The 24,742-nt window shown below is 68.5% G+C and carries 18 protein-coding genes; 5 read left to right on the top strand and 13 right to left on the bottom strand.

Annotated elements, in window-relative coordinates:
- The first annotated feature begins 7 nt into the window (after positions 1-7).
- Positions 8-514 carry a GNAT family N-acetyltransferase gene (locus tag ACM14_RS09645; RefSeq protein WP_065346031.1) on the top strand — a complete coding sequence of 169 codons (507 nt, stop codon included), beginning with the start codon at positions 8-10 and terminating at the stop codon, positions 512-514.
- A gap of 72 nt (positions 515-586) precedes the next feature.
- On the opposite strand, the gene ACM14_RS09640 is transcribed toward ACM14_RS09645, so the two are convergent.
- The 5 genes from ACM14_RS09640 to ACM14_RS09620 form a co-directional block, all read right to left on the bottom strand.
- Entirely contained in the window at positions 587-1,066 is a 480-nt protein-coding gene (locus ACM14_RS09640; RefSeq protein ID WP_034396335.1) for a CYTH domain-containing protein, read from the bottom strand.
- Between the two features lie 149 nt (positions 1,067-1,215).
- Positions 1,216-3,657 carry an RNA polymerase sigma factor RpoD gene (rpoD, locus tag ACM14_RS09635; RefSeq protein WP_013801152.1) on the bottom strand — a complete coding sequence of 814 codons (2,442 nt, stop codon included), beginning with the start codon at positions 3,655-3,657 and terminating at the stop codon, positions 1,216-1,218.
- A 263-nt stretch (positions 3,658-3,920) separates the two neighbouring features.
- Complete coding sequence (gene dnaG, locus ACM14_RS09630; RefSeq protein ID WP_065346030.1) at positions 3,921-5,954, bottom strand: DNA primase; 2,034 nt, start codon at positions 5,952-5,954, stop codon at positions 3,921-3,923.
- 41 nt (positions 5,955-5,995) lie between these two features.
- Complete coding sequence (locus ACM14_RS09625; protein ID WP_065346029.1) at positions 5,996-8,233, bottom strand: HAMP domain-containing sensor histidine kinase; 2,238 nt, start codon at positions 8,231-8,233, stop codon at positions 5,996-5,998.
- Positions 8,230-8,955, bottom strand: a complete 726-nt coding sequence (locus ACM14_RS09620) for a response regulator transcription factor (RefSeq protein ID WP_012206841.1) — start codon at positions 8,953-8,955, stop codon at positions 8,230-8,232. Before ACM14_RS09620 ends, ACM14_RS09625 begins: the two co-directional genes overlap by 4 nt.
- 266 nt (positions 8,956-9,221) lie before the next feature.
- Here ACM14_RS09620 and ACM14_RS09615 point away from each other — a divergent pair, with 266 nt between their 5' ends.
- The 3 genes from ACM14_RS09615 (at position 9,222) to ACM14_RS09605 (ending at position 14,153) form a co-directional block, all read left to right on the top strand.
- Entirely contained in the window at positions 9,222-10,559 is a 1,338-nt protein-coding gene (locus ACM14_RS09615; RefSeq protein ID WP_065346028.1) for an SPFH domain-containing protein, read from the top strand.
- Between the two features lie 3 nt (positions 10,560-10,562).
- Complete coding sequence (locus ACM14_RS09610) at positions 10,563-12,035, top strand: hypothetical protein (RefSeq protein WP_065346027.1); 1,473 nt, start codon at positions 10,563-10,565, stop codon at positions 12,033-12,035.
- A 471-nt stretch (positions 12,036-12,506) separates the two neighbouring features.
- Complete coding sequence (locus ACM14_RS09605; protein ID WP_065346026.1) at positions 12,507-14,153, top strand: acyl-CoA synthetase; 1,647 nt, start codon at positions 12,507-12,509, stop codon at positions 14,151-14,153.
- 27 nt (positions 14,154-14,180) lie between these two features.
- On the opposite strand, the gene ACM14_RS09600 is transcribed toward ACM14_RS09605, so the two are convergent.
- Genes ACM14_RS09600 through ACM14_RS09590 form a run of 3 tightly spaced genes read right to left on the bottom strand, consistent with a single transcriptional unit; the run spans position 14,181 to position 15,597 of the window.
- Positions 14,181-14,516, bottom strand: coding sequence for an SMR family transporter (locus ACM14_RS09600; RefSeq protein ID WP_012206837.1), 336 nt, complete (start codon positions 14,514-14,516; stop codon positions 14,181-14,183).
- Positions 14,517-14,518: 2 nt separating this feature from the next.
- The gene (map, locus tag ACM14_RS09595; RefSeq protein WP_065346025.1) at positions 14,519-15,325 is read right to left on the bottom strand and encodes a type I methionyl aminopeptidase; all 807 of its coding nucleotides are present in this window, start codon (positions 15,323-15,325) and stop codon (positions 14,519-14,521) included.
- A complete protein-coding gene (locus ACM14_RS09590) occupies positions 15,322-15,597 on the bottom strand; it encodes a ParD-like family protein (protein ID WP_012206835.1) in 276 nt (91 codons plus the stop codon). The genes map and ACM14_RS09590 overlap by 4 nt, the downstream gene beginning before the upstream one ends.
- Before the next feature lie 397 nt (positions 15,598-15,994).
- On the opposite strand from ACM14_RS09590, the gene ACM14_RS09585 reads away from it, so the two are divergent.
- Entirely contained in the window at positions 15,995-17,317 is a 1,323-nt protein-coding gene (locus ACM14_RS09585) for an NAD(P)/FAD-dependent oxidoreductase (protein ID WP_013801159.1), read from the top strand.
- A 16-nt stretch (positions 17,318-17,333) separates the two neighbouring features.
- Here the strand turns inward: ACM14_RS09585 and ACM14_RS09580 are convergent, their stop codons facing one another.
- The 5 genes from ACM14_RS09580 to ACM14_RS09560 all read right to left on the bottom strand — a co-directional run bounded on the left by ACM14_RS09580 (position 17,334) and on the right by ACM14_RS09560 (position 24,700).
- Complete coding sequence (locus tag ACM14_RS09580; protein ID WP_065346024.1) at positions 17,334-18,977, bottom strand: phospholipase D family protein; 1,644 nt, start codon at positions 18,975-18,977, stop codon at positions 17,334-17,336.
- A 23-nt stretch (positions 18,978-19,000) separates the two neighbouring features.
- Complete coding sequence (gltS, locus tag ACM14_RS09575; protein WP_012206832.1) at positions 19,001-20,230, bottom strand: sodium/glutamate symporter; 1,230 nt, start codon at positions 20,228-20,230, stop codon at positions 19,001-19,003.
- 137 nt (positions 20,231-20,367) lie between these two features.
- Positions 20,368-22,002 (bottom strand): alkaline phosphatase, encoded by a 1,635-nt coding sequence (locus ACM14_RS09570; protein WP_065346023.1) that lies wholly within the window; start codon positions 22,000-22,002, stop codon positions 20,368-20,370.
- Positions 22,003-22,062: 60 nt separating this feature from the next.
- The gene (locus ACM14_RS09565) at positions 22,063-23,661 is read right to left on the bottom strand and encodes a GGDEF domain-containing protein (RefSeq protein WP_065346022.1); all 1,599 of its coding nucleotides are present in this window, start codon (positions 23,659-23,661) and stop codon (positions 22,063-22,065) included.
- 58 nt (positions 23,662-23,719) lie between these two features.
- On the bottom strand, positions 23,720-24,700 hold the full coding sequence (locus ACM14_RS09560; RefSeq protein WP_065346021.1) for an NADPH:quinone oxidoreductase family protein: 981 nt from the start codon (positions 24,698-24,700) through the stop codon (positions 23,720-23,722).
- Positions 24,701-24,742 lie beyond the last annotated feature (42 nt).

Raw genomic sequence — 24,742 nt, 5'->3', positions numbered from 1 at the left:
AAGCTCCATGATCTCCATCCGCCCCGTTGACCCCCATGAATGGCCGCAGTACCGCGATATCCGCCTGCGTGCCCTGCGCGATGCCCCCGACGCCTTCGGCAGCACCTGGGCGGCAGAGGCTGCAAGGGCTGACGCGGACTGGGCTGCACGGCTGCAGGCCGCTGCTGCCGGCGGCAGGGACAGGGTGCTCTTCGCCGTCAACGGCGGCCAGGCCTGTGGCCTGGTCTGGTGCAAGCTGTGTGCCCCCGAGCCCGGCGTGGCCGATCTCTTCCAGATGTGGGTCGATCCTGCCGCGCGTGGCCGGGGCGCAGGCCAAGCGCTGCTGGCGCAGGCCGTCGCCTGGGCCTGGCACAAGGGCATGCAGCGTGTGCGGCTGGGTGTGACCGATGCCGACTCTCCCGCCATGCGCCTGTACCTGGCGCACGGCTTCCGGCCTGTGGGCGGGCTGCAGCCGCTGCGCGAGGGCTGCGAACTGCGGGTGCAGATGATGGCCCTGGACCGGGCCGGCGGCTGAACCGCTGCACAGCGCAGGCAGTTCCGGCAGTCAGTCCCTATAGCCCCGGGGCGTCCACAGGGCCGTCCTGCGTCAACCCGGCAGCAGGGCCGGCGAAGGCAACTGCCGGGTCTTGGCCAGTTGCGAATTGCTGTAGCGCAGGTCGGAGGTGACCTCCGCGCCCAGCCAGGCGGGCGATGGCGGCTGGATATCCTCGCTCGCCAGTTCGATCTCGGCCGTGACCAGGCCGGCCAGGGGGCCTTCGAACACATCGACCTCGAAGTCGAAGCCGTCCACCGGCACGATGTAGCGCACCTTGTCGATGGCGCCATGCGCGCAGTGCTGGGCCAGCAGCGTCTCGGCATCGGCCAGCGGGATCTGGTATTCGAATTCGGCGCGGCTCATGCCGCGTGCCGGGCCCTTGAGCGTGAGAAATCCGGTGTCTCCGGCGATGCGCACCCGCACCCACATGCCGTTGTCGGCGATGTATCCCTGCGCCATGCGCACGCCGGTCAGGCCTGCCACGATGCCAGGGTCGGCCACCAGGTATTTGCGTTCGATTTCGAGAGCCATGCTGTTGCCCGTGCAGACAAAGGCGGCAGTCTATCGCGCCACCGTCGCCCTGCCCGGCAGATGGCCCGCCACAAACAAAAAGCCCCGCAGGGGAGTGCGGGGCTTTCCAGGGGGCGGTTGCCGGCCCGGGGTCCGGCATCCACAGCGCCTTACAGCGAGTCGATGAAGCTGCGCAGCTTGTCCGAGCGGCTCGGGTGCTTGAGCTTGCGCAGGGCCTTGGCCTCGATCTGGCGGATGCGTTCGCGCGTGACGTCGAACTGCTTGCCCACTTCTTCCAGCGTGTGGTCAGTGGACATTTCGATGCCAAAGCGCATGCGCAGCACCTTGGCTTCGCGCGGGGTGAGGCCGTCGAGGATGTCCTTGACCACGTCGCGCAGGCCGGCCTGCATGGCGGCGTCCACGGGAGCGGTGTTGTTGGTGTCCTCGATGAAGTCGCCCAGGTGCGAATCGTCGTCGTCGCCGATCGGCGTTTCCATGGAGATCGGCTCCTTGGCGATCTTCATGATCTTGCGGATCTTGTCCTCGGGGATCTCCATCTTGGCCGCCAGGATGGACGCATCGGGCTCGAAGCCGAACTCCTGCAGATGCTGGCGCGAGATGCGGTTCATCTTGTTGATGGTCTCGATCATGTGCACCGGGATGCGGATGGTGCGCGCCTGGTCGGCGATCGAGCGCGTGATGGCCTGGCGGATCCACCACGTGGCATAGGTCGAGAACTTGTAGCCGCGACGGTATTCGAACTTGTCCACCGCCTTCATCAGGCCGATGTTGCCTTCCTGGATCAGATCCAGGAACTGCAGGCCGCGGTTCGTGTACTTCTTGGCGATGGAGATCACCAGGCGCAGGTTGGCCTCGATCATCTCCTTCTTGGCGTCACGGCTGGCGCGCTCGCCATCGTTCATGCGCTTGTTGATGCGCTTGAGCTCGTCCAGCGGCACGACCACGCGCGATTGCAGGTCGATCAGGTTCTGCTGCAGCTCCTGCACGGGCGGGATGTTGCGCTCGAGCACGTTGCTCCAGGGCTTGCCGGCCGCGACCTGCTGCACCACCCACTGCAGGTTCAGCAGGTTGGGCGGGAACTGGGCGATGAAGGTCTCCTGCGGCATGCCGCACTTGTCGACGATGATCTTGCGCAGCTCGCGTTCCTTCTTGCGCACGTCATCCACCTGGGCGCGCACGAGGTCGCACAGCTTCTCGATGGTCTTGGCCGTGAAGCGGATGGTCATCAGCTCTTCGGTCAGGGCCTTCTGCACCTTCATGTACACGGGCGTGCCGTAGCCGTCCTTGTCGTACACCTTGTGCATCTTGTCGAAGTTCTCGCGCATGGCGTCGAAGCGGCGCAGCGCCTCGTTCTTGAGTTCTTCGAGCTTCTTGGTCAGCGCCTTGGAGCCGCCCTTGCCGTCGTCGTCGTCCTCTTCGTCGTATTCGTCGAAGTCTTCTTCGGCCACGTAGTCGTCGTTCTCATTGGCGTTGACGAAGCCGTCGACGATGGTGGAGATGACGACCTTGCCTTCGCGGATTTCCTCGGACATGGCCAGGATCTCGGCGATGGTGGCAGGCGAGGCCGAGATGGCCTCCATCATGTCCATCAGGCCGCCTTCGATGCGCTTGGCGATTTCGATTTCGCCTTCGCGCGTCAGCAGCTCGACCGTGCCCATTTCGCGCATGTACATGCGCACGGGGTCGGTGGTGCGGCCGAACTCGGAGTCCACCGTGGACAGGGCGGCTTCGGCCTCTTCCTCGGCTTCCTCTTCGGTGGTGGCGGACTGGCCCGTGTTGTTCAGCAGCAGGGTTTCCGCGTCGGGAGTCTGCTCGTAGACGGCCACGCCCATGTCGTTGAGCATGGAGATCACGACTTCCAGCGTCTCGGCATCGACCAGCTTGTCGGGCAGGTGGTCGTTGATTTCGCTGTGCGTCAGGTAGCCGCGCGTCTTGCCCAGCTTGATCAGCGCCTTCAGGCGCTGGCGGCGGGTGGACATTTCCTCTTCGGTCAGGACGGTTTCGTCCAGGCCGAATTCCTTCATCAAGGCGCGTTCCTTGGCCTTGCTGATCTTCATGCGCAGGGGCTTGACCTTTTCGGCCGGGGCCGAAGTGGTCTCGACCTCGACTTCCACTTCGGTCTCGACCTCGGACTCGCCTTCACCTTCGCCGTCGATGTCGCCATCGATATCGGACAGGTCGGCATCATCGATGTCGTCGCCGCCTTCCTTGGCCTTGGGCTTGCGGCCGCGCTTGGCGGGGGTCTTGGCAGCGGCGGTGGAGCTTGCGGCTGCCTTGGCCGGCGCCTTCTTGGCGGCGGCAGGCTTCTTTTCGGTCTGGGCGGGGGCGTCGTCGCCTTCGGCTGCCTTCTTGCGGCCGCGCTTGGGGGTCGCGGCGGCGAGCAGCTCGTCGGCCATGGCTTTGAGTTCGGCTTGGGACTTGGTTACCACGTCGGTATCTTTCTTTGCTTTGGCCGCAGATGCGGCGCTCTTCGGTCCTGCAGCGGCTTTGCCGGCACCGGCCTTGGCCGGGGCTGAAGAGGTTGTCGAAGTCTTGGGCTTCGCTGGAGCTTCGGGGGCCTGCTTGGACTTCACGGACTTTGAAACGGGCATGAACACCTCACGGTCAGGAGCGAACACACACAAAGGGAAACTCAAACAAGCGCCGCCTAGGCGCACGCGCGGACGGACTAGGTCCGCCAGGGAAGCGAAAAACGTTCCAGGCAAGATGTCTGGGCGAACATTTGGTGTGCAGTCCTTGCGGGAAATTGGGCCGTGCAGTTGCTGCAATCACGTGAGTTCTTCACGGGGCCCGGTCCGGAGGTGCTGCTGTCGCTCTTGCCGATAGCCCCTAATTATATCTGCTTACCTCGATTTCAAGAGGAAGTGCGCATCTGGTTTTCCAGGACCTGCTGTCGGGCAAAGAGATCGCGATAGCGCTGGGCGGCGCTGGGGTCCCGTGCCATGTCGCGCACGGCTTCGTCGATCTGGGCCTTGATGTGGTCGATGACGATGCGGTTGAGCACGCCGCGCAGCTCGCGGCGCAGCTCGGACAGCTCGCCTTCGGGATGGGCGTGGGGGCCGCTCATCAGCTTGTCGGCCAGCACCTCATGGGGCAGGCCGCGCAGTTGCTCGCGCAGCACGGCGAAGGGCCGGGGGCCGGATTCCTGGAACTGTGCTTCCATCCAGCGGAACAGCGCGCCGTGCCCGGCGGCGCAGCGCGCCAGCGCCTCGAAGTCCTCGTGGGTGAGTTCTTCCATGAACTCCATGTGCGCCATGAGCAGGCGCGCCGCCTGGTCCGTGCGCGTGGCGGGGGCTACGCGCGGCCCCATGGGCGGCGGGTTGAAGTCGCTGCGGCCATTCTTGTCCCAGGGCTTGCGCGGCCAGGGCTTTTTGCCGCCGCGCCCGGGCTCGCCGCCACGCCAGCCGCCTGTGCCGCCGCCCTGGCTGCCCCCCTCGGGCCAGCCCGATGGGGCGTTGTATTCGGCCGGCTGGCCCCAGTCGGCCGCGGCCGGTGCATGGCTGGCCTGGCCCGGATGGTGGGCGCCACCGGCCATGGAGCCCCGTGCGGGGCCGCTGCGGGCGGCTTCCTGCGACCACAGGTCCGAGAGATCGCGCGCATCCAGCTGCACGAGTTCGGCGATCTCGCCCAGCAGCTGGCGCTTGAGGGCGCCGTCGGGCAGTGCCGTCCACAGCGGGCGGGCATTGCTGGCCATGTGGGCGCGGCCTTCGGCCTGGCCCAGGTCGCAGCCTTCGCTGGCGGCTTCGATGAGAAAGCGGCTCAACGGCAGCGCGTCGCCCACGTAGCGGGCAAAGGCTTCGCTGCCGTACTCGCGGATGAAGCTGTCCGGATCATGCTCGGCAGGCAGGAAGAGGAATTTGACGCTGCGCGTGTCGCTGGCATAGGGCAGGGCCGCATCGAGCGCCTTGCGCGCGGCGCGCCGACCCGCCGCGTCTCCGTCGAAGCTGAAGACGACGGCTTCGGTAAATCGAAACAGTTTGTGAATATGGTCGGGCGTGCAGGCCGTGCCCAGCGTGGCGACGGCGTTGGCAAAGCCGAGCTGGGCCAGGGCCACCACGTCCATATAGCCTTCGGTGACCAGCGCATAGCCCATGTCGCGCAGGGCGGTGCGGGCCTCGAACAGGCCGTAGAGCTCGCGCCCCTTGTGAAAGACCGGGGTTTCGGGCGAATTCAGGTATTTGGGCTTCTCGTCGCCGAAGACGCGGCCGCCGAAGCCGATGCACTCGCCCTTGACGTTGCGGATGGGAAACATCAGCCGGTCGCGGAAGCGGTCGTAGCGCTTGTCGTCGCCCTCGCCAACAATGACCAGACCCGATTCTTCGAGCTGCGGATCGTCGTACTGCGGGAACACGCTGGCCAGCGACCGCCAGCCCGCAGGCGCGTAGCCCAGGCCGAAGCGCTTGGCGGTCTCGCCCGAGACGCCGCGGCGCTTGAGGTAGTCGATGGCCTGGGGCGATGCCTTGAGGTGCTTGCGGTAGGCGTCGCCTGCCTTCTCCAGCACGTCGGTGAGGGTGGCCTGTTTCTGCTTTTGCGCGGCCTGGCGCTCGCGCTCGGCGGGGCTGATGTCGTCCTGCGGCACCTGCAGGCCGACCTGGCCGGCAAGATCCTGCACGGCTTCGACAAAGCCCATGCCGGCATGGTCCATCAGAAAGCCGATGGCGTTGCCATTCTTGCCGCAGCCAAAGCAGTGATAGAACTGCTTGCTGGGACTGACGGTGAAGGAGGGCGACTTCTCGCTGTGGAACGGGCACAGGCCCATGAAGTTGGCGCCGCCCTTCCTGAGCTGCACGTAGCGTCCCACGATATCGACCACGTCGACGCGCGAGAGCAATTCCTGGATGAACGATTGGGGAATGGACACCCGCGTATTGTGCCTTCGCGGGGCCATCCGGCCGTGCCCCGGGGGCACTGGCCGGCGGTGCCCGGCCCTCAGCCCAGGCGCTGGAAGGTCAGCGTGAAGGCCACGCCATCGCGCGTGTTGTGCGCCTTGATCGTGCCGCCCATCTTCGCCATGTAGGTCCTGGCCACGAACAGGCCCTGGCCCCGGTGCTCGGCGCTGCCGGCGGCCGCCGGCTCCTGGGGGGCGGACACGCCCAGCTCGAAGATGCGCTCCAGCAGGTCCTCCGCAATGGTGGCGCCCTGGTTGTGCAGCGTGGCGCTGGCGGCGGACTCCGAGGCCGACAGCGACAGCGTGATGGCCGTGCCCGCGGGCCGGTAGCTGTCGGCATTGCGCAGGATGTGAGTGACTACGTCCTCCAGCGCAAACTCGTCGGCGCGCACGATCACGGCGCCCGTGACGTCCCTGTTCCCGCCTCCGCCTCCTTCCCCGCTCCCGCCTTCGTAGACCACGTTGGCAATGCCCGCGAAGTGCGCGTTGGCGGCCACGTGGGACAGGAAGGCGTTCAGGTCCAGCCGGCCTTCGGGCACGTTGGCGGCCTGCAGCGCCTCGGCCGGCGATGCCGTGCCGTAGAGCACATGCACGGCCTGCTGCATGCGCTGCACGTAGCGGTGGCCGGGGTCGTCGGGCCCGTAAAGCACCATCAGCGATTGCAGGGGCGACATGATTTCGTGGCCCACGGCATGCCACATGTCGCGTTCCTGCTGGGCGCGCAGCTGTTCGCGCTGCAGGTCGTCCTTCACGCGCTGCAGCAGGTCGGCCAGTCCGCCGGCCAGAATGCCCAGCTCGTCGGAACCACGAAGGTCCGACACTTCGAGGTCACCCAGGCGCGGGCCGACATGGCCGTCCTGCACGTTGTAGGACACGGCGGCGGCGCGCCGGGTGAGGGCAGTCACGCGGCGGATCAGCCCCAGCTCGACGATCAGCCAGGCCAGCGCAATGGCGGCCAGCATGGCGCCCAGGTACCAGGACAGGCGCGTGGCCACGGCGGCCAGGTCCTGCTCCACATCGCGCGGGTGGCCGGTGAAGCTGACGGTGTAGTTGCCCGTGGGCGTGTCCAGAATGTCCTGGCCCGTGGGCACGGCCGGGGTCATGGTGGCGGCGGAGACGCCGGCCGCATCCAGCGGCAGCCAGCTGATCAGGCGCAGCAGCCAGGGTGCCGACGGCGCGGCCTGCACATCCACGCCCTTGAGGGTGATGGCGCTGGCCTCGTCGGCACCCACCTTGCGGATCTGCACGCGCTCGCCCGGCAGCAGGCTGCGCGATATGTCGTTGAGCGAGGCCGCAAGCTGCGCCCCGGGCGTATTGCTGTCGAACAGCGGCGGCTCGGTGTCGCCGGGGGCCAGCATTTCCACGCGCACACGCATGCTGCCCAGGTCTTCGGGCGGCCAGACCGGGCGCACGTCCCTGCGGAACAGGGCTTCGCGGAACAGCTCGACCGGCAGGCGGATGGAGTAGTGCGTGCGGCGCAGGCAGTCGGCTGCAGGGGGCGTCTTGTCATTGCCCGCATTGCCCGCATTGCCCTGCACGCCAGGCGGCAGGTCGCGGCAATGGCCGTTCTGCCAGAGCCAGCCACGGAAATCGCGCACGGGCCGCGCGCGGGCCTCAAGCTGGGGCGTGCCGTTGTCCACAAAGCCGGTGAGCCGGCCGTGCTCGCCGTTGCCGGACTTGTTGCCCTGCTGCGGCATGGCCTCATAGGGCGCGATCCAGCGGTAGGTGCTGCCGCGCATGTCGAGCGTGATGCGGGCGCGGTGCGCCTGGGCGGGCTCGCGCGAGCCGCGCTCGCGCGGTGTCAGCTCGCCTGCGAAGAAGCTGCCCACCAGATAGATGAAGCCGCCTGCGTAGGGATTGTTGCCAATGGCTGCGCACAGCGAGGCGCCATCGGGATACTGCACCGAGCAGCCGGCCATCTCCACGGCCTGCTGGGACTTTTGCGGATCGTCGAAATCGATGGCCGCGTAGGGCAGCAGCAGCGGCGCCAGCGGCGTCACGCCCTGGCCCAGGTGGCCGGCGTTGAGCAGGGCCAGCCGGCCCGAAGGATGGCGCAGCCGCGCCATGACCTCGGCCTGGCTGCGCACAAAGCCGTGCTGGTAGGCCTGCCAGGCGCGTTCCTTCTCGTCCTTGAGCACCACCACGCTCAAGGACACCGTGGCCACGGCCAGCAGCACGAACACGCCGCGCAGCAGAATGCGCTGGCGGAATGCGGCCAGGCCCAGGCGCGGCACTTCCAGCCGGGGCAGCTCCAGCCTGGGGTTGAGCAGGCGCTTCATGTGCGGACGGCGGCGCCGGCCTGGCCCACCCAGCGAAAGCCGCGCATGGGCACGTTCTCTATGCCTTCGAAGCCCGGGTCCACCTCGCGCAGGGCCTCTCGGATGGTGCTCACGTGCTTGCGCACGTTGTCGCGGTTGCGGCCGCTTTTGACCACCTCGAACAGCTCGTCGTAGGACACCACTTCGCCGCTGCGCTGGTGCAGCGTGGCCAGGATGCGCTGGGCCGTCAGCGGCAGGTTGATGCGCTCGCCGCGCCAGGTGGGCGTGCGCTGCCACAGCGGGTCCAGCACCAGGGCGTCGCCTGCGGGCGCTGCGGCGGCCTGCGCGGCCACAGGCGCCGCGCGCTGCGTGGTGCGCAGGATGTCCAGGAAGGTCTCGATGAAGTCCGCCTCCTCGAACGTGGTCTTTTGCAGGTAGTCCCAGGCGTCCAGCGCTTTCATGATGCTGCGGTAGATGGCGGCCGGCATGGCCGAGACCACCAGCACCGGCGTGCCCTGGCCCAGCTTGTTGATGGCGTTGATCAGGGCCACGCCCGCATGGCGCTCGCGGCCCAGCTCGATGTCCAGCACCACGGCGTCGTAGTGCTCGCGCGCCAGGGCGGCCTCGGCCTCGTCGCGCGTGAACCACTGGTCGATCACGATGCCGCTGCGCGCACTGCGTATCCATCCCGCCAACTGGTTGCTGGTGGGCAGGTCGTCTTCGATCACGGCGATACGGGTCATGGGGCTGTGCAGGGGTGGGGTCGGGGGAGGCCGCCGTGGCGGTGTTCGCGGGATTATCTCGGCCCTGCGCCGGCCCGGGTGTGAGTTTTTCTTCCGGGGCCGGAGCGTTTGCGCCGCCGGTGTGAGCGCTTTGGTCCGTGCGCTGCGTTGTTGCTTCCGGGGTGGATCCGAACAATCGGTCCTCAATGAGCCACCCCTGTTTCCGGTGCCTCAGAAACAGCCAACAACAGCCAACAACAGCCATCACAGCCGAGAGAGAGAACACCATGAAAGCCACCTGGAACCGCATCATGCAGGCCCTGACGGGCCGCAAGTCCGCCCGCCTGGACGGAGCCGGCCCTGCCGATTCCTCCGAGCCTGCAGCAGACGCTGGCACGCTGCCGGGCAACGCGCCCCGCCGCCAGCCCGTGGACTGGGCAGTCCTGCTGCCCACGGCACGTACCGTGCGCTGGCTGGCCATCGGTGCCGTGGTGGTGGCGGCAGGTCTGGTGGTGGTGCGCAACCCGCCCGTGCAGCACCTGGAGCAGGGCACGCTGGGCGTGCGCCTGAACCAGTTCACGGGCTCGGTCAGCCTGTGGCGCGATGGCAGCGTGTGGGTGGTGCCGGGCCTGCACACGGTGCGCGTGTTCTCCCTGCGCGATCAGAGCTACCGTCCGGAGGCCATGCGCCAGGCCAATGGCAGCGCACCCCTGCAGTCGGTCGAGGGCTTGTCCCTGGGTCTGGACCTGAACGTGCGCTATGCGCTTGATCCCGCATCGCCCGCCGTCAAGGCCGGCAACCTGCCTCTGGACATAGGCGGCGACATCGTGGAGCCCGCCGTGCAGGGCCTGGTCTACAAGGTGTTTGCGCGCTACACCGTGCGCGAAATCTTCTCGACCAAGCGCGCCGAGATCGCCCAGATCATGGAAACGGAACTGCGCACGCGCCTGGCGGCCGACGGCGTCACGCTGCGCAGCATCCAGATCGGCAAGGTGGACCTGCCCGCCGAGTACCGCCGCGGCATGGACAGCCTGCTGGCCGAGGAGCTGGCCTCCGAGAAGATGCGCTACACGCTGGAGCTCAAGGACAAGCGCGTCAAGGAAACCGAGCTGGACGCCAATGCCGACAAGGTGCGCCGCGAAGTGGCCGCCGAAGCCGCCGCACGCGAGCAGGTGATTGCCGCGCGTGCCCAGGAAGAGGCCATGAAGCATGTGCTGCCCTTCAAACAGCGCCAGATCGAGCAGCGCCAGCTGGAGGCCGAGGCCGAGCGCGTGGCCCGCGTTAAAGCCGCCGAGGGCAGCGCCCAGGCCCGCCGCATCGAGGCCAATGGCGAAGCCGATGCGCGCCAGAAGCTGGCCGAGGCCGAGGCCTTCCGCATGGACCGCCTGGGCAAGGTCAACGCCGAGCAGATGGCGCGCGAGGGCACCCTGGTCACGCGCTACCCGCTGCTGATCCAGAAGACGCTGGCCGACAAGCTCTCGGACAAGATCCAGGTCATCATCGCGCCCCCGCCGGCCAACGGCGACTTCATCGGCGCGGCCCTGCTGGGCGGCAGCCGCAATGCACAGGCCGGCGCAGCCTCCGTGGCGGCCGAAGATGCCAACGCAGCCGTTCAGGAGCAATAAGCCATGCTGACCGTATCGACCTTGGCCGCCGCAGCGCTGGCCACCGGCATGGGCAGCGCCATCGTGGTGCAGGACCAGGCCAGCCTGCGCGCCGCGCCGCGCGATGGCGCCCAGCAGCAGGCCAGCCTGTGGCAGGGCGAGGTGCTGGAGATCAGGGGCGAACGCCTGGACTACCTCCAGGTCTGGGACCACAAGCGCGAGCGCGGCGGCTTCATCCGCGCAGGCGATGTGCGCCGCGTGGCCATGACCGAGGCCGATGCCCCCGCCTTGCTGGCCGTGCTGCGCTTCGTGCAGGACACGCCCGGTGCCGAGGCGCTGGGCATCGGCCTTGCGGCCGCCTACCTGCAGGCCGCGCCCGCCAGGACCCTGGCCGGCGCCGAAGGCGCGCAGGCCTTCGACGCACTGGGCGGCTTTGCCGACCGGCTGGCGCGGCGCGCCTCCGCCGCTGCGCCCGGCAAGGCCTCGGGCGCCACGCTGTCGGCCCACCTGGATGTGGCCAACGGCTACGGCCTGCGCTTTGCGACCTATGAGGTCGAAGGCCGCATGCAGGTCTGCTATGAAGGCGAATTCTTCCGCCGCGTGCTGGCCATGCCCGCCGCCGACGCGCCGCAGCGCGCCCGCGCCGCCCTGGCGCTGACACGGTCCGAATGCGTGGACCCCGATCTGCCGGCCCATGAGCGCGCCCGCATGCATGCCTGGCAGGCCGATGTGCTGGAGCGCGTGGACGTGACCGGCCTGCCGCCCTACCTGCGCGGCCGCGTGCAGATGCGCCGCGCCAGCGTGTGGGCGGCGCTGGCCTTTCAGCAGGCGCGCAAGAGCATGGCCGACCCTGCCGTGGCGGCATCGGCCGCCCGGGCGCTGGCCGAGTTCACGGGCGTCAGCAAGTCCGAGCTGCCCGATGAAGACCAGAGCGCCTACAACGACGCGGCCATGCGGGTGAGCGCCGTGCGCTGGGCGCTGTCGCCTGTTGCTGCTGCGGCTCCTGCTGCCGGCGCCCGCCCGACGCTGCTCACCGAGCCCGGTGCTGCCGGCGAAACCTGCGTGCTGCTGGTGGACGCCCAGCACGGCGCCAAGGCCCCGCTGCTGCGCCGCTGCACTTATGGCGTGGTGTGGGCTGCATCGGCCAGCACCAACCGCGAGGGCACGGCCGTGGCCCTGGCCGTGCAGCCGCTGGAAGGCTGGCGCGAACTGTGGGTGCTGCGCAAGACCGAAGGCGGCTGGCTGGCCGACGTGCTGCCCCCGGCCGCCACCGCCCCGGAGACCGGCGTGGCCGAATGGGCGGGCTGGGTGCCTGGCGGCCAGCTGATGCTGGTGGCGCGCGAGGCCCGTGGCCAGGGCCGCTACCGCAAGAGCTTCGAAGTGGTGCGGCTGGACGGCCTGGCCACCGAGCGCGTGACCGGCGATGTATCGGCCCTGCCGCTGTTCCAGCGCTGGCAGGACCCGGCCTGGAAGCGCCAGTCCCTGAGCCTGCGCTGAAGCAAAAAAAAGCCTGCACCGGTGGGGTGCAGGCTCGTCTCCAACGATGCCTGGAGCGTTGCCAGGCGACTCCTCTAGGAACTCCTTGTTCGCCTTCCAGCGGTGCTGGCCGGCGAATCCAAGCGGCGATTCTACGAGTGAAGCCGGGGCCGTGCGGCCGAGTCATCTGATAAATGATGTCTTATAGAGGACTGTGGTGGTGCAGTCGCCTGGGGGACAGTCGGGGGCGCGTCTACAGGCAGTTCAAGTGATTGTTCTGCATAGGTATTTTCAATTTTCATGAAATTCTGAAAATTGTGATGCCCTGCAAAGACCATGCATGCCGCTTTGGTTATCCGGGCCTGTGCGGTGGCGAGCCGGGTGGATGCGCATCAAGCTTGTGTAAGCCTGTCTTGCTATATCTTCAGGTTTCGCCAGCCTGCGGCGGCAGGCGGGCATCTCACCAGAAAACCCAGCGAACCGGAGACCACGATGACCCACATTTACGACCAGCATCTGGAGCGCAACAGCGCCAACCATGCGCCGCTCAGCCCCTTGGGCTTCATCGCCCGCACGGCCGAGGTCTATCCCGAGCGGCTGGCCGTGGTCCACGGCACGCTGCGCCGCAACTGGGGCGAGACCTATGCGCGCTGCCGCCAGCTGGCCAGCAGCCTGCACAAGGCGGGCGTGGGCAAGAACGACACCGTGGCCGTGATGCTGCCCAATACGCCGCCCATGGTGGAGGCGCATTTCGGCGTGCCCATGGCGGGGGCCGTGCTCAATGCGCTGAACACGCGGCTGGATGCGGAAACCATTGCCTTCATGCTGGACCACGGCGAGGCCAAGGTGCTGATCGTGGACCCGGAGTTCACGGGCGTGGTGGCGAAGGCGCTGAAGCTGCGCCAGCGCAGCGCGCCGCTGCTGGTGATCCAGGTCGAGGACGCGCTGTACGGCCCGGCCGCCGAGCAGGTGGGCAGCCTGGACTACGACGATTTCGTGGCCGGCGGCGATGCCGGTTTCGACTGGCAGCTGCCCGCCGACGAGTGGGACGCCATTGCGCTGAACTACACCAGCGGCACCACGGGCAATCCCAAGGGCGTGGTCTACCACCACCGGGGTGCGGCCATCAATGCCATCAGCAATGTGCTGGAGTGGGACATGCCCAAGCACGCCGTCTACCTGTGGACCCTGCCCATGTTCCATTGCAACGGCTGGTGCTTTCCGTGGACGGTGGCGGCACGCGCCGGCGTCAACGTCTGCCTGCGCCGGGTGGAGGCGCAGGCCATCTTCGATGCCATCCGCAACCACGGCGTCACGCATTACTGCGGCGCGCCCATCGTGCACTGCCTGCTGGTCAATGCGCCGGCCGCCATGAAGGAGGGAGTGCCCGCCGGGGTCAAGGCCATGGTGGCGGGCGCCGCACCACCGGCGTCGATGATCGAGGGCATGGAACAGCTGGGCTTCGACATCACCCATGTCTACGGCCTGACCGAGGTCTACGGCCCGGCCACGGTCTGCGCCAAGCACGCAGCCTGGGATGCGCTGGACATCGGCGAACGCGCGCGCCTCAATTCCCGCCAGGGCGTGCGCTACCACCTGCAGCGCTCGGCCAGCGTGCTTGATCCCGAGACCATGGAGCCCGTGCCCCATGACGGCCAGACCATGGGCGAGATCATGTTCCAGGGCAACATCGCCATGAAGGGCTACCTGAAGAACCCGCAGGCCACGGACGAGGCCTTCCGCGGCGGCTGGTTCCACACGGGCGACCTGGCCGTGCAGCATCCGGACGGCTATATACAGATCAAGGACCGCAGCAAGGACATCATCATCTCGGGCGGGGAGAACATCTCGTCCATCGAGGTCGAGGACGTGCTCTACCGCCACCCGGCCGTGCTGGCCGCCGCCGTGGTGGCCAAGCCCGATCCCAAGTGGGGCGAGACGCCCTGCGCCTTCATCGAGCTGAAGGCCGGCGCGCAGACCACGGCCGAAGACATCGTGGCCCACTGCAAGAAGCACCTGGCCGGCTACAAGGTGCCGCGCGCCGTGGTCTTTGGCGAGCTGCCCAAGACCAGCACGGGCAAGATCCAGAAGTTCGAGCTGCGCCGCCAGGCCGGATCGGTCCAGGCCATCACGGGCTGATGGCCGGGCCGCGGCGCGGGCAGCGGCTCAGTGTCCGGCCGTCTTGGAAAACAGCTGGATGACCAGCACGCCCGCCACGATCAGGCCCATGCCCGCCAGCGCGGGCAGGTCCAGCGTCTGGCCCTGCCAGAGCCATCCGACCAGGGAGATCAGCACGATGCCCGCGCCGGACCAGATCGCATAGGCCACGCCCGTGGGCACGGTGCGCAGCGTCAGCGACAGGAAGTAGAAGGCCAGCGCGTAGCCCAGGACCGTGACCACGCTGGGCCACAGCCGCGTGAAGCCTTCGGACTGCTTGAGGCAGGACGTGGCCGCCACCTCGGCGACGATGGCCAGGCCCAGGTACAGGTAGTTGGACGCCATGCTCAGATGGACGCGTAGCTGCCCGTGCCCTCGGGCCAGCGCGTGAGCACGTCGAAGCCCGTGTCGGTCACCACCACCATGTGCTCCCACTGGGCGGACAGCGACTTGTCGTTGGTGATCACCGTCCAGCCGTCGGCCAGTTCGCGCGTGGCCGCCTTGCCGGCGTTGAGCATGGGCTCGATGGTGAAGATCATGCCGGCCTCCAGCACCATGCCCTGGCCAGGCTGGCCGTAATGCAGCACCTGGGGGTCGTCGTGGTAGACCTTGCCGATGCCGTGGCCGCAGTACTCGCGCACCACGCTGAAGCGCTCGCGCTGGGCCACGGTCTGGATGGCATGGCCGATGTCGCCCAGCGTGGCGCCGGGGCGCACGGCGCGGATGCCGGCCAGCAGGGCCTCGTAGGTGGTCTCCACCAGGCGGCGCGCCTGGTTGGAGGGCTGGCCCACGTAGTACATGCGGCTGGTGTCGCCGATCCAGCCCTCGGGCGTGGTCACGGCCACATCGACATTGAGGATGTCGCCCTCGCGCAGGATCTGCCGGGCGTCGGGGATGCCGTGGCAGACCACGTGGTTGGGCGAGGTGCAGACCGTCTTCGGAAAGCCGTGGTAGCCCACGTTGGTTGGCACGCAGCGCAGTTCATCGACGATGAAGTCATGGCAGAGCTTGTCCAGGTGCTCGGTGCTGACGCCCGGCTGCACGTGGGGCACCAGCATCTGCAGGACACGGGCGGCCAGGCCACCGGCCTTGCGTGATTGCCCGATATCGAGGGCGTCGTGCAGCGGAACGCTGCGCAGCTTGGCGCCCCTCATTGCAGGCCTCCCGACAGGCGCACGGGGCGCGGGCGGCGTGCTGCCGTATCGGCGGGAGCCGGTGCCGCCTCGGGCTCGCCCAGCTTCAGCGTGGCCGCGGCCTCTTGCAGCAGCAGGGCGCAGATGCCTGCGTAGTCGAGATGGGGATGGTGTTCGGCCAGCTGGCCGACACGCAGCCAATGCTCGGCCTGGGCGTTGATGGATCGACCCAGGGCCGCGCTGGACAGGCGGATCTGGTCGTGCAATTGGTCGGATATTTTGACGATTCCCATGGGGTGGCGATCATACGGGGAATATACGTTTCGTATATTGACAATCGCAAATCGCGGGCCCGGCGGCGGGGCATTCGTGCAGGCCTGCAGATGCAGGCCGTCATGTCGTCGTCCATGCTGCGTGACGGACAGGGCGGATGCTCTTGTGTTGATAGCGCAATGATCACGTCCGGCTGGCCATCCGGCAGGGATGATGTTTTTCCTGCAGCGCGGTCCTGTACAAGACTGGGCCTTGCGCGATCGGAGGTCTTCTATCAGATATCTGTTGCAGATCTGGGGCTTACCCCTAGCAAGTCGCCTGCTACCCAAACTGACAAGAATCAAGACTGTCTGGAAGCGAATGTCCTGCAAGCCGGCGCATGGTGCGGCCGGCCGGGCCTTCCGGCAGGGAGCAGCAATGGGCAAGGAACAAGAAGCGGGTTCGGCAACGGGATCGGGCGGGGCGCGCATCGTCGTCGTGGGCGGTGGCGTGGCGGGGCTGGAGATTGCCACGGCGCTGGGCAAGGGGCGCACGGACGCCATCGGCTCCGTGACCCTGGTGGACAGCGATTCGGCCCATGTCTGGAAGCCCATGCTGCACACCATTGCGGCCGGCACGCGCGACCTGGCCCAGCAGCAGACCACCTACCTGGCCCAGGCCAGCGACGCCAGCTTTGCCTATCAGCCCGGCGAAATGTGCGGCCTGGACCGCGAGGCCCGCGAGGTGCTGCTGGCCCCCATCGAGGCGCCCGATGGCCGCGAGATCGTGCCGGGCCGGCGCATTGCCTACGACCGGCTGGTGATCGCCGTGGGCAGCGGTGCCAATGATTTCGGCACGCCGGGCGTGGACGAGCACTGCTTCATGATCGACTCGCGCCGCAAGGCCGATGCCTTCAACAGCGAGATCCGCCTGCGCATGGTGCGCTGCATGACCAGCGGCGAGCAGCTGCGCGTGGCCATCGTGGGCGGCGGCGCCACGGGCGTGGAGCTGGCGGCCGAGCTGGTGCAGCTGGCCGAGAGCGCCCGCGCCTACGGCGCGCTGGGCGAGGCCGCGCGCTTCGGCATCGTGCTGATCGAGGCCGGGCCGCGCCTGCTGCCCGGTTTTCCTGAAGAGATTTCCGAAGCCACGCGCCTGCGTCTGCAGGCCCTGGGCGTTTCGGTGATCGTCAACGGCCGCGTGCAGTCGGCCAGCGAAGAGGGGTTTGTGCTGGCCAGCGGCGAGTTCGTTCCCGCAGGCCTGCGCGTCTGGGCAGCGGGCGTGAAGGCCCCGGCCTTCCTGGCGCAGCTGGGACTGGAGACCACGCAAGGCAACCAGCTCAAGGTCAACGGCCAGCTGCAGACCAGCGACCCCCATGTCTACGCCGTGGGGGATTGCGCCAGCTTCACCCTGCCCGGTGCCAGCGTGCCGCTGCCGCCCACCGCCCAGGTGGCGCACCAGCAGGCCCGCTATCTGGTGGAGACGCTGCCGCGCCTGCTGAAGGAGCCGGGTTTCCGTCCCGAAGGCTTTGCCTACCGCGACTTTGGCGCCCTGGTGTCATTGGCCCATTACGACGCCTATGGATCGCTGGGCAAATTCGGCCTGTTCAACGGCGGCGTGATCCGCGGGCGCATGGCCATGCTGAGCCACATCATGCTGTACCGCTCGCACCAGGCCCGCATCTACGGCTTTTGGCGCGGTGGGCTGCTGTGGCTGATCGATTTGATGAATTCGCGCCTGCGCCCGTCGATCCGGCTGGACTGAGCGGCCGGGCCGGGCATCAAAGCAGCCCCTCGATGGGCAGCCAGCCCAGCACGCGCAGCATCAGGCGCTTGAATGCACTGCTGCCGGGCTCGGTGGTGGTGGTGAGTGGCTCAGGCGGCGTGCCGCTTTCCGTGGTCCAGCTCAGGCGGCCCTGTGCATCGATCTGCACGTGGTAGGCGGCCGCTGGCAGGCTCAGGTCGAGCATGCGGCTCATCTGCGAAGCCATCTCGGGGCTGTCGATCAGCAGGCCCATCTCGGTGTTGAGGTGGGCCGAGCGCGGGTCGAAGTTGAACGAGCCCACGAAGATGCGCTCGCCATCGACCGCAAAAGTCTTCGCATGCAGGCTGGAGCCCGAGCTGCCGGGGCGGCTGCCCGAACCCACGCCCGCCTTCCCGCCCGACTTCCCGCCCGAGGACGCGGCGGGCGATGGTAGCCCTTGCCGGGGCACGCCTGCATCGGCGGCGGGCGTGTCCGGCTCGCCGATCTGGCGGCGCAGCTCATACAGCTGCACGCCTTCCTCGATCAGCGGGCGCCGGTACCGGGCATAGCCGGCGTGGACCACGGCCACGTCGGTCGCCTCCAGGCTGTTGGTGAGCACGCGCACGGCAATGCCCTGGTGGCGCAGGCCGGCCAGGGCGCGCACACCGGCCTCGGTGGGCACGAAGTAGGGCGAGACCAGGTCCAGCTGGCGCTGCGGCTGGCCGATGGCGGGTGCCAGCTGGGTGATCAGCAGCCCCTGCCTGGGCACCTGGCCCAGCACCTTGGCCGGGTCGTCGCTGACCAGGGTGGTGCGGGCCCATTGCAGTGGCAGGCGGCCGGCCAGCAGCTCTTGCGTGAACGGGCTTTGCGCCACGGCGCGCACATAGGCCTGGGCCTCGGGCCGCTGCACCTCGGTGGCCAGGGCCTCGCTGGCGCGCGCCACCGCATAGTCGGGCAGCGGCGGAAGCAGGCTGGCCACGGGGTAGGCCGAGGCGCTGGCCCAGTACTGGTCGAACGAGTGCGCGATATCGGCCACCACCGGCCCCATGGCGACCACGTCAAGGTCGGCGAACAGCACGCCGTCGGTGGCCGCGAAGTACTCGTCGCCGATGTTGCGTCCACCCACGATGCTGGCCTGGCTGTCGGCCGTGAAGCTCTTGTTGTGCATGCGCCGCTGCGTGCGCGAGAAATCCGTCACATAGCCCAGCGCCTTGGGCGTGCGCTGCGCAAAGGGGTTGAACAGCCGCACCTCGATCTGCGGATGCCGGTCCAGCGCGCTGAGCTGCGTGTCCAGCCCTGCCGTGCCGCCGTCGTCCAGCAGCAGGCGCACGCGCACGCCCCGGTCGGCGGCCTGGCGCAGTTCGTCAAGCAGCAGGTGGCCCGTGGTGTCGTCACGCCAGATGTAGTACTGCACATCCAGCGTGCGCTGGGCCACGCGGGCCAGCAGGGCACGCGCCGCGTAGGCGTTGCGTGCATCGGAAAGCGCGTGGATGCCGGTAAGCCCCGGATGCTGGTCCAGCAGCGGTGCCAGCGCCTGGCCCAGCAGCGTGGCCTGGGCGGCCTCGGGCGGCAGCGCCGTGGATTCGCTGCGGCCAGCCAGCGGCGGCAGGCTGCAGCCTGCCAGCAGCAGGGCCAGGACGAGCGCCTGGGTGGTGGCAAGGGCGCGGCGCAGCAGGGGCATGGTGCGTTCGGTGTTTGCGGTGGTCAGTGCAGCCAGCGGATGAACAGCTGGATCACCGTGGCATTGACGATGTCGACGAAGAAGGCGCCCACCATCGGCACGATGAGAAAGGCCTTGTGCGAGGGGCCGTACTGGTTGGTGATGGCCTGCATGTTGGCCACGGCCGTGGGCGTGGCACCCATGCCGAAACCGCAGTGGCCGGCGGCCAGCACGGCCGCATCGTAGTTGCTGCCCATGATGCGGAAGGTCACCAGCGCGGCATACAGGCCCATGACCAGGGTCTGGGCCGCCAGGATCACCATCAGCGGCGCCGCCAGCCCTGCAAGCTCCCACAGCTTGAGCGACAGCAGGGCCATGGCCAGGTAGATGGACAGCGAGGCATTGCCGAAGACGTCGATGGCCCGGTCGAATACCTGGAAGTGAAAGACATAGTCCAGCGTGTTGCGGATCACGACGCCGCCTGCCAGCGCCCAGACGAAGGTGGGCAGGGAGAACAGGGTGCCGGCGGTGAACTGCGCCATGAACTCGGCAAAGCCCAGGCAGCCTGCGAACAGGGCCAGTGTTTCTATGGCCGCGCTGGTGGTGATCAGGCGCGTCTGCTCGGGGTTCTCGAAGCCGCCGTGGCTTGCACTTTCGCCCAGCGGTGGCTGTTTTTCGGGGGCGGCTGCGGGGTCGTGCACGGCAAGCCTGCGGCGCGTGATCAGGGCCTTGGCCAGCGGGCCGCCGATCAGGCCGCCGATCACCAGTCCGAAGGTGGCACAGGCAATGCCCAGCGTGACCGCACCCTGGATGCCGTACTCGCGCTCGAAAACCTGGCCCCAGGCGCCTGCCGTGCCATGGCCGCCCGTCAGGGTGACGGAGCCTGCGATCAGCCCGAACAGCGGGTCGAGCCCGAGCATCGTGGCCAGGCTCACGCCCACCAGGTCCTGCAGGCCGATGAAGACGGCGACCACGGCCAGGAACAGCAGCAGCGAACGGCCGCCTTCGCGCAGCTTGGCGAAATTGGCGCTCAGCCCGATGGATGAGAAAAACACCAGCATGAAGGCCATTTGCAGCTCGCTGCTGAAGCTGAAGGTGTAGCCCAGGGTCTGGTTGAGCACGAACAGGGCGACGGCGACGACCAGACCGCCGGCCACGGGCTCGGGGATGTTGAATTCGCGCAGCAGGCGCAGGTGCTGCACCAGCCATTTGCCCAGCAAAAGGACGAGGGCGGCGAAGATCAGGGTGTAGTAGGCGCTGAAAGTCAGGTGCATGGCTTCCGTGTTCTGGTGGGCGGGGCAAGGCAGCTCACCATACGATAGGCGGCATGCCGGGTGGCGATGTCAGGATAGCCACTGATTCCGAGGCCTGCTGAAAGTGCCCTTCGGTCGTGCCCTGTGTCAGTGCCCTGTCAGCTGGCTACGGGGCCGGGCCGCCTGTCCTCGACGGTGAAGCGGGCCAGCGTGTAGATGCGGCTGTCGGCGCGCATGGGGTTGGCCACGGCACGCAGCTCGCTGGTCCAGCGTTCGGGCGTGATGTCTGCCAGGCCATAGCCGCGTTCCTCGCAGCGTGCGTACAGCACCTGCGGGTTGTGGGCGACGATGGCATCGACCTTGGCCTGTGTGGTGCCGCTGCGCGAGGTGATCGAGGTGCTGCAGAACTCGCTGGCCACGATGGGGTTGCGCCGTTCGGGCGCGGCCTCGGGATCGGCATGCACGGCACAGACGTAGTTCTGGTGCAGGTCGCCGCCCAGCAGCACGCTGTTGCGCGGCGTGGGCTGGGCGCCCGGCGTGAGGTGGCGCACCAGGCGCTGGCGCGCGGCCGGGTAGCCGTCCCAGCTGTCCGTGGCCTGCGATCCCGAGGGCGGCCGGTGCGCCGACAGCAGGGTGGGCTGGGCCAGGATGCTCCAGCGCGGCCCCTCGCTGCCCTGGTGGCGTGCGTCCTCGGCCAGTTGGCGGTACAGCCACTGCTCCTGGGTCCAGCCCAGGAAGCTGCGCGCCGTGTCCGACAGGGCGGCACATTGCGCAGGGCGCACGCTGCCCTTGTCTGCCTCGCCCTCGATGCGGCAGGCCTGGGCGCTGCGGTACTGGCGGCCGTCCAGCAGATGCAGCCGGGCCAGCCGGCCCCATTGCAGGCTGCGGTACAGCTGCAGGCCGCCGCCGCCATGCGATGCCCCGGCGCCCGTCAGCGCGCTGGCACGCAGCGGCATGTTTTCGTAGAAGGCCTGCCAGGCGGCCATGCGCCGGGCCAGGAAACGCGCGGCATCGCCCTGGCCCTGGTCGCCCGCGTAGTTGTTCTCTACCTCATGGTCGTCCCAGCCCACGGACCAGTTGCACAGGGCATGCGCGGCCTGCAGCAGCGGGTCGCTCTTGTGCAGGGCGTAGCGGTCGCGGTAGTCCTGCAGGGTCTGCGCGGCGCGCAGGCTGTGCGTGCGGGCCAGGCCCAACGTCATGGCGGGCGTGGCGTATTCGTAGATGTAGTCGCCCAGGAAGATCACCAGGTCCGGCGCATCCTGCACCACCTGGCGCCAGGCCGCGTAGTAGCCGTGCTCCCAGCGCTGGCAGGAGGCATAGGCCAGGCGCAGGCGCTGCGGCATGCTGCCGGGGGCGGGCGCCGTGCGGCAGCGGCCCGTGCCGCTGACCGCCTGTCCCAGCATGAAGCGGTAGTGGTACCAGCGGTCGGGCGCCAGTCCTCCCACCTGCACATGCACGCCGTGGCCCCATTCAGGCTGGGCCATGGCCTCGCCGCTGCGCACGATCTGGCGGAACAGCGGGTCGTGCGCCAGCTCCCAGCGGATCTTGAGCGCAGGCATGGCCGTGGTGTCGGTCTCGCCCAGCTGGGCCAGCGGTGGCGTCAGCCGCGTCCACAGCAGCACGTTGTCGGGTTCGGGGTCGCCGCTGGCCACGCCCAGCGTGAAAGGGTTGTGCGCAGGCCGCTCGCCCAGCCGGGCCCAGGCAGGCAACTGGCCCAGCGCCGTGGCCAGGCCCGAGCCGACCAGAAACTGGCGCCGCGGTGCAGGGACGGAGGCGCTGAAGGGCAGGTGCATGGCGGTTCGGGGCAGGTGGCGCAAAAAAGCGGGGAAAGACGGGGCGTGGCCCTGGGTGGATCAAAGGCCGGCGCCTGCATTTCCAACTGGCTGCCATTGTGCGCCTGATGCCGTGGCAATGCAGTGTTTGCCGCGCTCCTTGGCCTGCAGCATGGCGGTGTCGGCGCGGCGCAGCACGTCCATGCCGTTTTCGTGGCTTTGCAACTGGGCCACGCCCGCGCTGAAGCTCAGGGGCCGGGGTGCGGGCTGGCCTGGGGGCTGAGCAGATGGGGGCAAAGGCGCCAGCTCCAGCAACTGCAGAAGGCGCTGCAGCGCCTGGGCGCCCGCCGTCTCCGGGGTCTGCGGCAGCAGCAGCACGAAGGCCTGGCCTTCATAGCGGCCCACCACGTCTTCCGGGCGCAGCCCTTGGCGCGCCAACTGGGCCACATGCACCAGCGCCGCATCGCCCATGGCATGCCCCAGCTCGGCATTGAGGGCCTGCATGCCGTCCATGTCAACCAGGGCAACGCTCAGCGGCTGGCCATGGCGCTGTGCGCGTGCCACTTCGCGGTCCAGCGCCTCGCTCACGCCCAGGCGGTTGAGCTGGCCGGTCAGCGGGTCGTGGCGTGCGCGGCGCGCGGCCTCGTCCAGCTCCTGCTGCAGTGTTTCGATGCGGGCCTCGCAGGCATCGACATGGGCGCGCAGCGCCTGCAGCTCCTCCTGGGCCACGCGGCTGCCGGCGGCCATGGTGCGCGTGGCCTCCAGCACCTGCTGCAGCAGCGGGGCTGCGTCTTCCAGGCGCTGGATGCCGTCCAGCTGGCGTGCCGCCTCTTCCATGCGGGCGCCCAGCGTTTCGTTGCTGCTCGTGATCTGCGCCAGATGCTGGACGAAGCCGCCCAGCATGTCCCTGAGCGCCTGCTGCGCGGCGGCCATGCCGTCCTGCAACTGCAGGCGCCGGTGGATCACGGTCTGCAGCTCGCGCCGTGCATCGGCCAGAGGCGCGGGCGACAGCGGCGGGGTGATGGCCTGCTCGATGGCCGTGAGCTGCTGCACCAGCCAGCTGCCATGCGTGGGGTCCTGGGCCAGGTGCTGCACCAGGGTCTGCAGCAACTCCTGCATCAACTGCAGGACCTGAAGCTGGTCGGCGATGGCGAACGACAGCTGGTAGTGCTGGTCGTGCAGGCGCCGCGCCAGGGCCTTGGCATCCACGGGCGGCGATTGCAGCTGCTCCATCAGTTGCTGGTGCAGTTGCCCGGTTTTGGTGTCCTGGGTGTCCAGCAGCGTGGACAAGGCCTCGAAGCGCCGCGCCAACTGCTGGGTCAGGTCGTCGGGCAGGGCCTGGACGGGCGGCGGCACGGGCAGCTCCACGGGCCGGGCCTCATGGGCGGGCGGCTGCAGGGCCGCGTTGGCATAGGCGGTGATGACCTGCTGCAGCCCTTGCCAGTCGCTGCGCTCTATGGCGGCGCCCAACTGGTCGCGCAGGCGCTTCTGTCCGGGCGTCTGCGCAGGCAGCAGCGCGTGGACGTGGCGCAGCGGGCCCTGGGGAAAGCTGGCGGGGCCGGGCTCGCCGGCCGCCTGTTCATAAAGGCGGGTGTAGTTTTCCGGGGTGGGCGGCAGGCGGTTCAGCGCCAGTTGCCGCAGGGTTTCGCGTGCCAGTTCGGAAGCGGAGCGCTCGGCCATGGGTGGGCAGTTGTTTCAGAATGCAATGCCCTCCAGTGTGGCATGGCCAGCGCCCGGTTCACTGCTCGTTGACCATCACCAGCTTGCCCTGCACCTGGCGCGATCCCATGCGCGCATAGGCGGCGTGCAGCTCGGCCATGGGCATGGTGCGGTCGATCACGGGCTTGATCTTTCCCTGGCCGTACCACTGCGCCAGCTCCTGCATCATGGCCGCATTGGCCTTGGGCTCGCGCCGGGAGAACTCGCCCCAGAAGACGCCCACCAGCGATGCGCCCTTGAGCAGCGGCAGGTTCAGCGGCAGGGCAGGAATCGGGCCTGCGGCAAAGCCCACGATCAGATAACGGCCGCGCCAGGCGATGGAGCGGAAGGCCGGCTCGGCGAAGTCGCCGCCCACGGGGTCGTAGACCACGTCGGGGCCCTTGCCGTTGGTGGCTTCCTTGATGGCGGCGCGCAGATCGCCCTGGCTGTAGTTGATGGTGGCATCGGCGCCCTGTGCCTTGCACAGTGCGCATTTCTCGTCGGTGGAGGCCGCTGCGATCACACGCGCACCCGCCGCCTTGGCGATCTGGATGGCGGCCGTGCCCACGCCGCCCGCTGCGCCCAGCACCAGCACGGTCTCGCCCGCGCGCAGCTGGCCGCGGTCGATCAGCGCATGGTGCGAGGTGGCATAGGTCATGATGAAGGCCGCAGCATCGACGAAGCTGAAACCGTCTGGCAGCGGCATGCACAGCGCGGCCGGCGCCAGCGTATGGGTGCCGAAGCCACCCGTGCCCGACAGGCAGGCCACGCGCTGGCCCACGGCCAGGTGGCTCACGCCCTCACCCACGGCCTGGACCACGCCCGCGTATTCCGAGCCCGGCACGAACGGCAGCTCAGGCTTCATCTGGTACTTGTTCTGCACGATCAGCAGATCGGGAAAGTTCAGGCTGGCCGCCTTCACTTCGAGCAGTACCTGCCCCGGGCCCGGCGTGGGCGTGGGCAGCTGCGTCCACTGCAGTTGATCGACGCCTGTGGGCGTGGTGCAAAGCCAAGCGTGCATGGTGGTTGTCTCCTGTGATTGAATGCCTGGCCGATGATAGGA

The sequence above is a fragment of the Delftia sp. JD2 genome (assembly GCF_001682645.1).
Classification (GTDB): Bacteria; Pseudomonadota; Gammaproteobacteria; order Burkholderiales; family Burkholderiaceae_C; genus Comamonas; species Comamonas acidovorans.
The sequence above is the reverse complement of the archived record's forward strand: the minus strand, read 5'-3'. Positions and strand labels throughout refer to the sequence as shown.

Bases quoted from the DNA above. Each gene is read 5' to 3' on its own strand.
- dnaG (WP_065346030.1), bottom strand. From the start codon at position 5,954: ATGGCCCCGCGAAGGCACAATACGCGGGTGTCCATTCCCCAATCGTTC.
- ACM14_RS09620 (WP_012206841.1), bottom strand. From the start codon at position 8,955: ATGACCCGTATCGCCGTGATCGAAGACGACCTGCCCACCAGCAACCAG.
- ACM14_RS09645 (WP_065346031.1), top strand. From the start codon at position 8: ATGATCTCCATCCGCCCCGTTGACCCCCATGAATGGCCGCAGTACCGC.
- ACM14_RS09570 (WP_065346023.1), bottom strand. From the start codon at position 22,002: ATGCACCTGCCCTTCAGCGCCTCCGTCCCTGCACCGCGGCGCCAGTTT.
- map (WP_065346025.1), bottom strand. From the start codon at position 15,325: ATGAGGGGCGCCAAGCTGCGCAGCGTTCCGCTGCACGACGCCCTCGAT.
- rpoD (WP_013801152.1), bottom strand. From the start codon at position 3,657: ATGCCCGTTTCAAAGTCCGTGAAGTCCAAGCAGGCCCCCGAAGCTCCA.
- ACM14_RS09565 (WP_065346022.1), bottom strand. From the start codon at position 23,661: ATGGCCGAGCGCTCCGCTTCCGAACTGGCACGCGAAACCCTGCGGCAA.
- ACM14_RS09605 (WP_065346026.1), top strand. From the start codon at position 12,507: ATGACCCACATTTACGACCAGCATCTGGAGCGCAACAGCGCCAACCAT.
- gltS (WP_012206832.1), bottom strand. From the start codon at position 20,230: ATGCACCTGACTTTCAGCGCCTACTACACCCTGATCTTCGCCGCCCTC.
- ACM14_RS09625 (WP_065346029.1), bottom strand. From the start codon at position 8,233: ATGAAGCGCCTGCTCAACCCCAGGCTGGAGCTGCCCCGGCTGGAAGTG.
- ACM14_RS09615 (WP_065346028.1), top strand. From the start codon at position 9,222: ATGAAAGCCACCTGGAACCGCATCATGCAGGCCCTGACGGGCCGCAAG.
- ACM14_RS09560 (WP_065346021.1), bottom strand. From the start codon at position 24,700: ATGCACGCTTGGCTTTGCACCACGCCCACAGGCGTCGATCAACTGCAG.
- ACM14_RS09640 (WP_034396335.1), bottom strand. From the start codon at position 1,066: ATGGCTCTCGAAATCGAACGCAAATACCTGGTGGCCGACCCTGGCATC.
- ACM14_RS09580 (WP_065346024.1), bottom strand. From the start codon at position 18,977: ATGCCCCTGCTGCGCCGCGCCCTTGCCACCACCCAGGCGCTCGTCCTG.
- ACM14_RS09585 (WP_013801159.1), top strand. From the start codon at position 15,995: ATGGGCAAGGAACAAGAAGCGGGTTCGGCAACGGGATCGGGCGGGGCG.
- ACM14_RS09610 (WP_065346027.1), top strand. From the start codon at position 10,563: ATGCTGACCGTATCGACCTTGGCCGCCGCAGCGCTGGCCACCGGCATG.
- ACM14_RS09600 (WP_012206837.1), bottom strand. From the start codon at position 14,516: ATGGCGTCCAACTACCTGTACCTGGGCCTGGCCATCGTCGCCGAGGTG.
- ACM14_RS09590 (WP_012206835.1), bottom strand. From the start codon at position 15,597: ATGGGAATCGTCAAAATATCCGACCAATTGCACGACCAGATCCGCCTG.